Below are 12,692 nucleotides of genomic sequence, written 5' to 3'. Positions count from 1 at the left end.
TTTGCCTCCCCGATGAGGCGTCCGGTATGGTGGCGCGAACATTATTCGATGAAGCTGCGCTGACTGGGAGCCTGATGGATCATTTGATTGATATTAATGCGCGGGCGGACACGCATTACGTGTTCTTATTCACCGATATTGAAGGCTCCACTCAGCGCTGGGCGCGCTATCCGGAGGCGATGGGGGGGGCGATGGCGCGGCATGATACGTTGCTGCGCGATGGGGTGGCGGCGGCGGGCGGTGCGGTGTTCAAGACCACGGGCGATGGTGGCTGCGCGGTGTTCGCGCGCGTGCAGGCGGCGTTGACGGCGGCGGCCTTACTGCAGACGCGCTTGGGCGGAGAAAATTTTGCGGCGGTGGGCGGGTTAAAATTCCGGATTGGCGTGCATTGCGGGCCGGCTGAGTTCCGGGATGATGATTATTTTGGCCTGACTTTGGGCCGCACCGCGCGGATTATGGCAGCGGGGCATGGCGGGCAAATTTTGGTCTCGGCTGCTGTGGCTATGGCGGTGACAGCGGGGGCGGGTGGCGTGCCGGCGCCTTATGCGCTGCAGAGCCTCGGGATGCACCGGCTCAAGGATTTGGGTCAAGCGGAGGAGATTTTCCAGCTTACTGGGCCGGGATTGGCGGCGGCGTTTCCGCCGCTGCGGACGCTGAATGCCAGGCCGCATAATCTGCCCGAGCAGACGAGCACGCTGATTGGCCGGGAGGGGGCGCTTGCGGATGTGCGCGGCTTGCTGGCGCGGCACAGGCTGGTGACCGTGCTTGGCCCTGGCGGCATTGGCAAAACCCGGCTCGCGCTGCAGGCGGCGGCAGAGGCGCTGGAGAACTATGCGGACGGGGTGTGGCTGGTGGAACTGGCGGGGGTAAGCCAGGGCGAGCAGGTGGCGGCGAGTGCGGCGGCGGCGCTGAATATTGCGCTCAGCGGCAGTGGGAATGCGGCAGAGCAATTTGCCTCGGCGCTGCGCGGGGCCTCGATGCTGATTATTCTGGATAATTGCGAGCATCTGATTGAGGCGGCGGCGGCGCTGGCGGATGCGGTTTTGCGGCGCAATCCGGGTGTGACGATCCTGGCCACCAGCCGCAGCCCGCTGGGGCTGCCGGGCGAGCAAAGTTTTGCTCTGCCCACCCTCGCGGTGCCGGAACCTGACGCGATTGCGGGGATGACGGTGGCGGATGCTGCGACCTATGCCGGCATCGAATTATTCGTGGCGCGGGCGAATTTGGTGCAGCCGGGCTTTGCGCTGGCGGCGGATAATGCGGCGGATATTGCTGCGATTTGCCAGCGGCTGGACGGGATTGCCTTGGCGATTGAGTTAGCGGCAGCGCGCATTCGGATGATGCGGCCAAAGGATTTGCTGGCGCGGCTGAATGATCGGTTCCGGCTGCTGACGGGTGGGGCGCGCACCCATTTGCCGCGGCAGCAGACATTGCGGGCGCTGATTGATTGGAGTTTTGCGCTGCTGAGCGAGAAGGAGCGGATTGCGTTCCGGCGGCTGGGGGTGTTTGCGGGCAGTTTTGACCTTTCCGCCGTGGAGGCCGTGCTGGCGGGGCGAGACATTGAGGCACTGGAAGTGTTGGATTTGGTGGCGAGCCTGCTGGATAAATCGCTGGTGACGCGGCTGCCCGCAGCGGGCGAAGAACCGCGCTACCGGCTGTTGGACAGCACACGGGCCTATGCGCTGGACGCCCTGGCGCAGGCGGGCGAGACCCAGGCGCTCCGCCGCGCCCATGCCGAATATATGGTCACATTGTTCGGTGCAGCGGAGGACCGCTATCCGGATACGGACACGCTGGTCTGGCGGGCTTCTATTGAGCCAGAGATTGAGAATTTGCTGGCGGCGCTGGAGTGGGCGTTTAGCGAGGCGGGGGATGACGCGCTGGCGATTGCCCTCGCGGCATGGTTGGAGCCCCTGCGACGACAGGCTTTGCTCGCATCGCCCACTTATTTCGCTTTTGTGCGAACGGCGATTACCAAGCTGACGCCGGACACGCCGACCAAGGATGCCGCCCGGCTGTGGCGGGCTCTGTCAGGCGATCGATCTGCGGGTGCGTGGGCCTGCGCGACGGCCGCTGACACAGCGCGGGCTTTGTTTGAGATGCTGCAAGACAGGCCCATGGCTGGGTTGGCAGCGGCCAGGACCGCATTTTTGCTCCTCGGCGCGGGGGATGAGGCTCAGGGGCGGCGATTTGCCGAAGCGGCACGGGCGATATTGCCAACCATGAAGCCCAACCTGATCCAAGCGGGGATGCTGGGCGATCTCGCAGCCTATCAATATCTCGCTGGTTCGGACGCGACGGTGATGGAAGCGGCCCGGAGGGATTTTGCGGCTTCTTTGGCGATTCATGAAAAATTCAACGACCAGAGCGGGGTGCTTGTTGTCTCCAGCAACCTCGCTGAACTCCAGGCCAGACTCGGCGATTATGGTGGTGCGATCGCGAGCGTAAAGCGTAACTCGGCTCTAAGCCGCGCCCGACGCGACTGGTATAATCTCACCTATGATGTGGTGAACCTGACCAGCTATGCGCTGCTGGCGGGGGATGATGCGGCGGCGGTGCAGGCGGCGCGGGAGGCGGTGCCCTTGGTCATCGAGCTGGAGGATTACAGTATCGGCGCATGCTTCACGGGCGACTTGGCACTGCTGGCGGCGCGGGCTGGCGCGCTGGACGTGGCGGCACAACTCGCCGGACACACCGAGCATTTTTGGACCGCGCATCAACAGCCGATGGAACCCATCGAACAGCGCGTGTGGGATGCGCTGATGGTGCTGTTCGACGTGGCGGCGGTGGCGGGCACGTTGCCCGCGGAAACTCGCGCCGCGCTGATGGCGCAAGGGGCCACCTTATCGCTCCGCGCGGCGCTGGAACTCGACCTCGGGCTGTAGGGTGCTCGGGAGCGGTGCGAGATTTGGCGCGACGATTGGTGCGGCGCGACAATTACATGAACAGGAACACAGCGCCGGTGATCAGGGTGACGGCGGTGGCGGCCAAGGTGCCGACATATTTGATCCGGTGCGAGATGTCGAAATCCCGATCGACAATGATCTGCGGGCGCGAAAAGGTGATTTTTGCGTCGGCGCGGAAATGCTTGACGGGAAGGGCGGTGCTGGTGACGGCGGGGGTGGGGGCGATGATGTTCATGGTGGTTGCTCCTGGCGGGGTGTGGGTTGGGGTGTGCAGCGTTGAAATGATGAATAGCGCGGGGACGGGCGCAAAGATGTGATATTTAGCACATTGAATGCATGATCGGGTGAATTTTGGCGCCACGGGGTGGGTGCTGTGGGTTTAGATGTGCGCAGGGGGTGGCGTTGTGAAAGGCGGTGCGCACCCGCGTTGGTCAGGACTCGCCGTCCGTTTTTGCCCCTCGGGCGACAATCATGAGCGCATCATCGGGCAAGGGTCGTTGCAGCGTCAAAGCGTCTTCGATTGGGGCGGTCATCCAGCGATCGATCGCGTCCTGATTTGTCAGAATGACCGGCATGGCTTTGGGATGATGCGCGGCGATTAATTTGTTCGGCTCGGTCGTGAGAAAGGCGAACAGATCATTGGTGGTCTCGCCTTCCTTGACCTTCCGGACGGACGTCCATCGTGTCCAGATGCCGGCAAAACACGCGAGCGGTCGGCTGGCATCGAGGGCAAACCAGATCGGCGGGCGGGATCCATCCGGCAGTCTTTCGGTTTCGGCAAAGCTGGTGAACGGCACCACGCAGCGATGTTCGACGCCGAGCCAACGGCGCCAATGCGGCGAGGCGGTATTGCGCACGTTGGTGATCCCCGGATCAGCGTTCCGGCCTTGGAGGGCAAAGGCCGGTGAGGGCATACCCCAGCGCGCCATGACCAGTTCTCGCCCGTCGGGCTGGTTGCGCACGATTGGTGCCGCGTAATCAGGGAAGATGCCGGGCATCATCGGCAGATTGCCGGTGCGATCCTTGATCGCCCGCGTAAAATCCCGGATCGCCTGCTGGCCTTTGGTCATGCTGTAGAGGTTACACATCGGTTCCCTTGGATGCGATAAAGTTTGCTTTTATTGGCAAGATCCTTGTTCGGTAAATGGTTAGGCCATGGTGACGTTGCCCCGCCACACCCACGGCTCGGCGATACCCAGCCCCCTGACGGGAATACCGTGGGCGGTGTTACCCTCATAGCTGCGGTGATGGTGACCATGCACCACGAGGCTGACGCCCATCTCATGAGCGAGCGCATCGATCGCGGCAAATCCGTGCCGATCCGATGTCGGTGCCTCGTGGCACACCAGAATGTCGGCCCGAATAGACCGTAGCGCCTGGTGATCCTCTGGAAAGATTGTCGCCCGTGCAGAGCGCGGTAGCCCACCTTTGAGCCGATCCGCCCGGGCGGTAACCTTGATCATGTCGCGCCGGGTGCGGAATTTTGGCGGATCATCATCGGTGCCGCCGAATTTGGGATACCAAACTTGGGCGCGATAAATGCCACCCAGCCCCGCGACGATGTGGCCGTCCAGTGAAGCCCAGCTTCCATTGAGATTTCCGGCAGGATGGCTCTCCACCAAAAACTCATACTCTGCGAGACTATCAACATCGTGATTGCCGATGATCCATTTCCAGACCGGCACCTGATCCCAAATCGCGGCGAGTTTTTGACGGAGCGGCGCATCGAGACCGCAATCACCGAGGATTACGACGGCGGCAGGCCGATCGCGCAGCACAGCCTCGATCAAAGGGCGCCAATTTCCATGAGGATCGCCGTAAAACAGAATGCCTGACGGTTCACGGTGATCTGGCGTGGTGCGTTTGGTCATTATTTTGCCTTAACGCCGAGCGCCCTCATTGTTCTCAATAAGTCTGGGTTCATTTAACTTTGCTCAAGAATTCCAAGATTAGCCGCATGCCCTGCTCGCTGGCGGCAGCGAGTAGCCGAGGTATATGACCCCGCAGCTCTTCTGCTTCAAAGAAACACCAGTTATGCCCTTCGAGAGGCCCTAATACCTCCATGGCTTTTTTGCTAACTACCTCAATCCTCGCCTGTGCCGTTTTATCAAAGGTCAGATCCCGTGGCCAGACGGTAGGGCGGCCCCATTCTTCGTACTGCCTTTTATGCAGAATATCGGAAACACTATAGGCGTAATCGATGTCGGTATCTTCCATGAGAAGCCTCCTTCTCGGCGATTTTACAAGCGTGTCGTGCACATCCCGTTGATCATACGATGGTAAATTCAACAAAAATTCCAATCAACAGATTTTCAAGATGTTATTTTGTCTCGAATTAGTGCCTTTCAGTAAATCGGTTGCGAGCCGTTAAAACGCCTTCAAGGAGCCGCTTTAGCGATCTGATTGAGCCTCCAGACCATGCCGCGGAAAGAGCTTCCATTTCATCCACAGTAACGGGCGATATCCATCGTTCATCGAGCCCCCATGACTTTGCGATCTCCCCAACAATACGAGGAGCAATGAGCGGAAGATCGGCAATCGTTGGGGATGGAAAGGTCAATATACGGCAGCGATCGCGAAGCGGTTTAGGCAAAGGTGCAACGTCATTCGCGGTAGCAAGCCAGACCACACCACTTAAATCCACTGATGCCTGAAGAAATATGTCGTAATATTTGGACGCGGATACACGCTCAAGGAACGGCAATAGTGCATCCAGCAAGCTGCCATTCAACTTTGAGGTCGCAGCCTTTTCGATTTCGTCCAATATGATGAGTGGGTTGGCCAACCGGGTAGAAATGACCAAGGAGGTCGGCAGCGAAGGTTCACCGGATGACCAGCGTCGAGCCGTTCCGGCAAGAGAAGAATCGTTCATGCCAGCACATGAGTAAATCTCGAAGGGTAATTCGAGCAATCCTCCAAGCCGCTGGGAAAACGTTGTTTTGCCGCAGCCCGGTGCCCCCAACAGAATGGTCGGTTTGATTTCAATGTAATCGTGCGATGCTAGGTCGCCTAAAATCGCATCCGCCACGCCCGCAGCATATGGAAACTCATCAACGAGTATCTCTCGAATATATTTGAGTTCCGGGTAGGTTTTTAAAGGAACTTTTTTGCCAACAAGATCCTTCAGGACAGAATTGAATTTGCTATCATTGTCTTTGGTGATATTACCAATTTGGGTGAAGACGATGATTGACGGGCCAGAAACTTTTGAGTTCGTGACGTCGGTTTCGGCGTTTTTAATATTATTTTTGGTGCTCGTATTTTCTGCATCAACCCCTTCCCAATCGGCAGCCGAATTTTTGATCCTGCCTAGCATGATTTCGCCATCGCGGATGAAGGTGCGTAGGGATCGTGTGCGATCTCCACGGAATTGGTGCTGCAAATTCATATTTAACATTAGGCCGAGTAAAGTTGATGCCATCGCAAAAAGCTTAGCAGATTCGCCATAAGTCATCCGGATTACCGCTACTAGGTCGTTGCATAATAATGGTCGAGCTGCTGCATCCCCACTGGCCACCCGATACACAACCATCCGCTTCGCCGCACATTGGACTTCATCTGCCAATTCCGGCGAATTTTCATATTCTACGGTCATATCATAGACGATTGTCAGATCTTGAAGGTTTGCGCTTACCGTCAGCCGCCCAAGAGCTGTTCGCAGCGAGCTCCGCGTTAATTTATCGGTATATTTGGCAAGAGACGAAATAACGCGTTCCGACCATATCTGCACATCGTAAGCCAGGGACTCGTTCAGAAACGACATTCCGCAATAGAGCTCTTCAAGTGTCGGAAGATGTCTTCCTTCTTCGGCGGCTCGATTGCGTCTATTGAAATGGTATCTCCAACCCTTTGAGGTCGATTGAGCATTAGGCGGCATTGGTCACCCTAACCGATAGACGATTCAAATTTGGCAACTAGGCAAAAGAATGCCGACGCAACACCATCGTCACGGAACCTTACAGGGCCACATGATCGATTGTGCGCACAGCGCGAATTCAACTAAGGAAAGCTTTGACCATAGCTTCACACCCTGCATGGTCCCCGCTGGCGCCGGGACGGTTGAACATGCGCACGCAGGGTAACGCACCTCCCGTATTCCCTCGGAAGGTATTATATTTCGGGAGCCGCCCGACAAAGCGGTCTCCCTGCGTTCCGCGCTGTGCGCATCGCGAGCGGTGTTCAAGCCGAGTCGCGACACTTATGTCTAATACAACCAGGGGGAAGTGTATAGAAGGATCGCGAAGGCCCCTTAATCGTACTCCTGGCGCCCGGCGATCTCAGCTGAAACGCTCATCGTCAAAACTTCCCAGCTGATCATAAAGCTCTTTTCAAATTCGATGGTGGGATGCGCCTACACGGCCGGCCACCTGACCCCAGAGCACCTACCAAATCCCTTTGTTCGATCGAAGAGACCATCCCCCCGTCCCGACCTGCCTTCCCCATGAGAAAGATGGCGGTCGGCGGTCAAGGATGGCCATCGGCCACCGCGCAGCGGCGCGCAGCGTCCTTGAGGGGTGGCCGCCATCTTTCTATTCTGGGCGTAGATGGATCTGGTGAGGTGTCCTGAACATGGGCCGCTGCCTCAGCCCTTCCGTGCCGGGTGCATTCGTATGGGAAATCTCTTCTCAAAGTATTCGCGGCATACCAAGTGTGGGCTTGGCGTGGCGTCTTGACCATTCCCTGCGCGCCTGTGATTATGGCTTCAGCCGATTTGCACATCGCGGATTGAGGGAAAATTTTCCTGAGATTATTGAATAGTTTCCATAATGATCGATTCTGTGATCGACAGTTGAGTGAAATACGAGCGAAGGCACAAAACAAGGGATTTTCGGATGCTGAAGATAGCAGAATTAGAGAGTGGAATCCGATTCTGGAGAAAGACAAAATGGCCACAAGATTTCCACGAATATTTCTACAAGCACGAATTACCACCCGCTCTTAATAGAACGTCTTTCGAGGTATGGTGGGGTCGGATACTCCCCATTCTAACGCGTTGGAAAGCTACGCGACCAAAAAGTTCGGACGATCTGACTCGAAACGCTAGAGATCTATTCCCTACGCTGAGGATTGCTTACAATGCCTATAATGAAAAAATTTTTCTTAAAAATGATATTGCCGAGGTGGATTGGGATGAAATAGCAGAATTTACGTCAATAGTATATAGTATTAAAAAAGTCAATTCGCCTGTTTTCACTTCAAAACTATGCCATTTTATTTCTCCATGCATTTTTCCTGTTGTTGATAACAAATCAATGGGAAACCCATTTCAATCATACGAAGAATATTTTAAATATTGCAAGAATTTGTGGGCGAATACAGTCCCCGAAACTCAGAACGAACTTATCGGAATATTAACAAAAAATATAGTCGATGGACGATGCGCGAAAATCCGCGAACTCACTGTTTCTGATAATTTTCCTATTAAATGCAAATTAATTGAACTTTGTATAATTGGCCGAAAAAACCACTAACTACCGAAACAGACTAGAATTCGACCACAAAGTACACCCGCACTTACATACATCCTGGCGTGTTGGAAAATAGCCCTCATGTGGGGTGCTTAACCGTCATATAATCAGATTACGTTGAATACTCTATGCAAAATCGCGGCCCGATAAAATCGGTTGTCCGAAATGCCCATCCCATTCTACGATTTAGTAATTTTATTCTTTCGAAAACGGTCGATTTTGGCTCCAAACAGCACCGCCGAAAGTCAGTGTGATTGATGTGCGTCCAAAGCCCGGTAGAGGGTGGCCCGATGGACCCCGAGCAAGCGAGCCACCTCGGCGACAGGCTTACTCTCCAGCTCGATGAGTTGACGGGCATGAGCGATTTGCTCGGCCGATAGGGAGGCGCGCGGCCCAAAGCGCACGCCGCGCGCTTTGGCTGCTACCCGACCGGCGCTGGTGCGCTCCACGATCAGGGAACGCTCGAAGTCTGCCATGCCGGCGAACACGGTCATAACCATACGCCCGGCTGGCGTCGTGGTGTCGGCCCATGGCTCGGCCAGTGAGCGCAAGCCCGCCCCGACATCTTTGATCCGCTCGGCGATTTCCAAAAGATCACGCGTAGAGCGAGCGAGCCGGTCAAGGCGCGTGACCGTTACCACGTCCCCAGCGCGCAGATGGTCGAGCAGTCGCCCCAGTTCCGGCCTATCGCGCTTTGCTCCACTGATTTTTTCCTCGAAAATCCGAGTGCAGCCGGACTCATTCAGCGTAAAACGTTGCTGGGCGAGGTCTTGGCCTTGGGTCGAAACGCGGGCGTAACCAATAAAGTGACCGGAAGCGGAATTGGCCATTCAATTTTCCTGTTGCAAGTTATGTCGCGTAATAAATATAACTTGCGACAAAGATATGCAACAGGAAAAACCCTGTTGGACCGGGAATTCGCATAGCTGTCGCGTATTTTACAAGTTATGCGCCAATGCGCTTGTAGATTGGAAAGCTGCCAGTCGGCCTGAAACTGTCATTCGCCTCAAGGCGAATTTGAGGGCGATAGCAGGCCGGTCGTGGGGAGCTATCCAGGCTGACTGCGCAAAAAAAGTAGGATCTCGCTCAGGATCTGCCAGCGGTTGCATTCCATCACCATCATATGGGTGGCTTCGCCGATCTCGATCCAGCGCCGATAGCGGGCACCGGTAAGGCGCTGGAAAAGGGCCGACATGCGCGGCAGCGGTACATCCAGATCCCATTCGCCGTGCAGCAGCAGCACGGGAGCGGTGATCGCCTCCGGCTGGTAGAATGGTCGGCCGACGGCCCAGTAGTCCCGTACGTCCTGGATGACGCCAGCAGGTGCGCGGATAATGCCGTCCCTGGCCGCCGGATCACTCGCCAAGATAATTTCGGACCAGGCGGCGAACCAGGCGCCGGGCAGGATCTCCTCCCGCAGCTCGTGCGGCACGCTTTCAAGCCAGCGATCGCGGAAGGCGTGGACATCGAAGCGGCGATAGGCTGGCACCGGCCCGCCCGGATCGATGCGTGGTGGTCCGTCGCTCAGCCATTGCGGGGCGATGAGCACGAGTTTGGCGACGTGGGAGGGATTGGTGGCGCTGTATGCCGCGGTTACCGTGCCACCCCAGGACATGCCGATAAGGGTAAGCTGACAAACACTCTGGACGGCGCGGATGTGACTCACGGCGGTAGCCAGGTCGCGCACTGCTTCTGCCGTGGAGACTTGCGGCGGGGCTGCATCGGGCGCGCCGTCCATGCCGGCGGGGCGGGTCGAGCCGCCAAAGCCGCGCACATTCAGCGCCCAGACATCGAAACCTGCGTCCGCAAGCACATCCATGAAGGCACCGTCGCCGACCGGCACGTCATAAAGGCTTTCGGCTGGGAGCGTCGCGCCATGCATGAGCAGCAGGGTGCGCTCTGCCCCGAATGCGGCGATATCGGTGCGGCGCTTGCGGCGGAGGTGGAGGCAAATGCCCGGTGTATCACTCGGGATTAGCTGGTTTTCGGTGGTAAGGTCACTCATGTTGGAGATGCTTCCATGGGATTGACGAAATGCCAGGCAAAGCCGACGCCATTCTGCGTGACGCGCCCGGCGCCGCTTTCGGCAAAATGCGCGGTAAAGCAGAGCGCGCCGGTTTCGGCGGCGTGCGCCAGCATGCGTCGGCGCGATTCCTCGGCTTTGCCGGGAAACTCGCAGTATACCGACCGCAGATCGGGCCGGTAGACTTGCAGCGGGTGATGCATGAGGTCGGCCACGAACCAGGCTTCCTCGCCGCGCGAGCGGAGGCGGATGACGGCATGGTCGATGCTGTGGCCGGGCGCGGGATGGAAGGAGAGACCCTCTGCGATCTCCTGGCCGTCGATCGCGATGGCTTGGCCCAAACCGGCATCGATCACGGGTTTCAGACTGTCGGTATAGACCTGCGGCATGGGCGGGTGATCGGGGCGGCCGAACGCTTCCGGTGGCAGGTCAGGCGCGGGTGCGAAACCGTCCAGTGCCGCGGCGTAGCGCGCTTCCGTCTTGGAATAGACGTGCGTCGCACATGTGAAGAGCGGTTGCCAGATCTCGTCCCGCAGCACCGTGTTCCAGCCGACATGGTCGGCATGGATATGCGTCAGCAGGACGAGATCGACCTGTTCCGGTGTTACCCCGGCGGCCGCGAGGCGGGCCAGATAGGGGGTGTCTAGACGGTCCAGCATCGGGGCGCTGGGCCGCTTCTTGCCATTGCCGGTGGCCGTGTCGATCAGAATGATCCGCCCGGCATGCCGCACCAGCCAGGAATGCGTGCCCTGGGCCAGCGTGCCAGTGTCCGGGTTGTAGGAACCGGCCGTGAGCTGACCGCCATTTGTGCCAAGAGCCGCGGCGTTGAGATCGGGATAGAGCCGGGCCGGATCGGTATTCGTCCAGCGGAGTTCGGGAATCTGGGTTATGAGGGCGTCGCCCACCCGGAAGGAGAGCGGGATTTCCGCGTTGTTCGAGGGTTGCTGCGTCATGGACAGATAGCTATGGTTCGCCTCCTCGTCATACAAATCGATTTGAGTCATGGACTCCATCAACCACTTCAATCTTCGCTCGTTCGACCTTAACCTGTTGATTGCCTTCGACGCCCTGATGACCGAGCGCAGCGTCACGCGGGCGGCGCAGCGGCTGAAACTCGGGCAACCGGCGATGAGCCACGCGCTGTCCACATTGCGGCTGCTACTAGATGACCAAATTTTGGTCCGGGTCGGCACGACGATGAACCCAACCGCCAAGGCAATCGCGCTTGCGCCGCGGCTGCGCGAATTACTGCTGCAAATCCAGAACACGCTGACGGAGGGCAGGCGGTTCGATCCGCAGTCCGAAACACGCATCGTCCGAATCGGCTTTTCGTCGGAGCTGGAGATTCTGCTGCTGCCGAGGCTGACCGCTTGCCTACAGGTACATGCGCCAGGAATCAGCTTGCTGACCCGTTCGGTGGCGCGGAGCGACGCGCATCGCATGCTGGATAGCGGTGAACTCGATCTCGCCATCGGTTGTTTCGATTACGGACTGGAGCGACATTGCGGAACGCCTCTGTTCGAGCAGTCACTTGCTTGCTGCTTCAATCCGGCTCTCGTGCAGCCGAGGCTACCGTTGTCGGCTGCCGAATATATCGCGCATCCCCATGCGCTGATGACATTGAAGGACGATATCCAGGGCTGCTTGTCAGACGCTTTGGCGCGGGCCGGCGAAACGCTGAACGTCGTGCTGGCGGCATCCGATTTTCTCACCGTCCTGGCTACGGCGGCCGAGGCACCAGTTATCGCCACGTTGCCGACGCGGATGGCGGCACGCTACGCGCCGCGCTTCGGCCTCACGGTAACGGAAATTCCGCTTGCGCTTCGTCTGCCTTCAGTGGCTCTGGTGTGGTCAATGCAGAATGACGGCGACCCGGCACTCGCATGGCTGCGAGCGCGGATCGTGCCGCTTTTGCAGGCTGCATCGGCTTCCGAGATCGCTCGACCGGAGTCGGACGACCGAGATGGGTCAATTCTAAGTGTCTGACCGAAAATTAAGGTGAGCGATTTCAGTTGGTTATGATTCTCTATTGGTTGCGAAGACAATGGAGGATCATGTGGCCTGGACTGAAATCACTCGGCGACATCATGACAGCAGCGCGTTGCGGTATGCAAGTGACAGCACTGACGAGGAGTGGGCGATCATTGGGCCGTTTTTGGCGCGCGCGAGCAGGGTTGGGCGACCATCGATCCACAGCATGCGCACCATCTGGGATGGCATCCAGTATCAGGCGACTGCGGGCTGCCAATGGCGAATGTTACCCAAGGATTTTCCGCCTTTCACCACGGTTCAGTA

General features: G+C 57.9%; 12 protein-coding genes. 4 read left to right on the top strand and 8 right to left on the bottom strand.

Annotation, left to right across the window (positions count from 1 at the left end; all coding sequences use genetic code 11):
• Positions 1–26 precede the first annotated feature (26 nt).
• Positions 27–2,885, top strand: coding sequence for an adenylate/guanylate cyclase domain-containing protein (locus tag ACYUCQ_RS13100; protein ID WP_460254992.1), 2,859 nt, complete (start codon positions 27–29; stop codon positions 2,883–2,885).
• A 52-nt stretch (positions 2,886–2,937) separates the two neighbouring features.
• Here the strand turns inward: ACYUCQ_RS13100 and ACYUCQ_RS13095 are convergent, their stop codons facing one another.
• From ACYUCQ_RS13095 to ACYUCQ_RS13075, 5 genes are all read right to left on the bottom strand, one after another.
• Entirely contained in the window at positions 2,938–3,141 is a 204-nt protein-coding gene (locus ACYUCQ_RS13095; RefSeq protein WP_460254991.1) for a hypothetical protein, read from the bottom strand.
• Between the two features lie 196 nt (positions 3,142–3,337).
• Positions 3,338–3,994: an SOS response-associated peptidase gene (locus ACYUCQ_RS13090; RefSeq protein WP_460254990.1), complete on the bottom strand. Its 657-nt coding sequence runs from the start codon at positions 3,992–3,994 to the stop codon at positions 3,338–3,340.
• Between the two features lie 60 nt (positions 3,995–4,054).
• Entirely contained in the window at positions 4,055–4,777 is a 723-nt protein-coding gene (locus tag ACYUCQ_RS13085) for a metallophosphoesterase family protein (RefSeq protein WP_460254989.1), read from the bottom strand.
• A 49-nt stretch (positions 4,778–4,826) separates the two neighbouring features.
• A complete protein-coding gene (locus tag ACYUCQ_RS13080) occupies positions 4,827–5,123 on the bottom strand; it encodes a hypothetical protein (RefSeq protein WP_460254988.1) in 297 nt (98 codons plus the stop codon).
• Between the two features lie 118 nt (positions 5,124–5,241).
• Positions 5,242–6,669: an AAA family ATPase gene (locus ACYUCQ_RS13075; protein ID WP_460254987.1), complete on the bottom strand. Its 1,428-nt coding sequence runs from the start codon at positions 6,667–6,669 to the stop codon at positions 5,242–5,244.
• A gap of 1,069 nt (positions 6,670–7,738) precedes the next feature.
• On the opposite strand from ACYUCQ_RS13075, the gene ACYUCQ_RS13070 reads away from it, so the two are divergent.
• Complete coding sequence (locus ACYUCQ_RS13070) at positions 7,739–8,377, top strand: hypothetical protein (RefSeq protein WP_460254986.1); 639 nt, start codon at positions 7,739–7,741, stop codon at positions 8,375–8,377.
• Between the two features lie 242 nt (positions 8,378–8,619).
• Here the strand turns inward: ACYUCQ_RS13070 and ACYUCQ_RS13065 are convergent, their stop codons facing one another.
• The 3 genes from ACYUCQ_RS13065 to ACYUCQ_RS13055 all read right to left on the bottom strand — a co-directional run bounded on the left by ACYUCQ_RS13065 (position 8,620) and on the right by ACYUCQ_RS13055 (position 11,401).
• Complete coding sequence (locus tag ACYUCQ_RS13065) at positions 8,620–9,204, bottom strand: recombinase family protein (RefSeq protein WP_460254985.1); 585 nt, start codon at positions 9,202–9,204, stop codon at positions 8,620–8,622.
• A gap of 218 nt (positions 9,205–9,422) precedes the next feature.
• Positions 9,423–10,379 carry an alpha/beta hydrolase gene (locus ACYUCQ_RS13060; protein WP_460254984.1) on the bottom strand — a complete coding sequence of 319 codons (957 nt, stop codon included), beginning with the start codon at positions 10,377–10,379 and terminating at the stop codon, positions 9,423–9,425.
• Positions 10,376–11,401, bottom strand: a complete 1,026-nt coding sequence (locus ACYUCQ_RS13055) for an MBL fold metallo-hydrolase (protein ID WP_460254983.1) — start codon at positions 11,399–11,401, stop codon at positions 10,376–10,378. Before ACYUCQ_RS13055 ends, ACYUCQ_RS13060 begins: the two co-directional genes overlap by 4 nt.
• Between ACYUCQ_RS13055 and ACYUCQ_RS13050 the strand changes: the two genes are divergently transcribed.
• Together ACYUCQ_RS13050 and ACYUCQ_RS13045 are read left to right on the top strand one after the other, a co-directional pair.
• Entirely contained in the window at positions 11,400–12,383 is a 984-nt protein-coding gene (locus tag ACYUCQ_RS13050; protein WP_460254982.1) for a LysR substrate-binding domain-containing protein, read from the top strand. The two genes, ACYUCQ_RS13055 and ACYUCQ_RS13050, sit on opposite strands and share 2 nt — an antisense overlap.
• A gap of 58 nt (positions 12,384–12,441) precedes the next feature.
• Positions 12,442–12,692: transposase (locus ACYUCQ_RS13045; protein ID WP_460254981.1), on the top strand; the 251-nt coding region annotated here is incomplete at its 3' end.

The sequence above is a fragment of the Acidiphilium sp. MT5 genome, from assembly GCF_054767495.1.
This window is presented reverse-complemented; position numbering and strand designations above follow the sequence as displayed.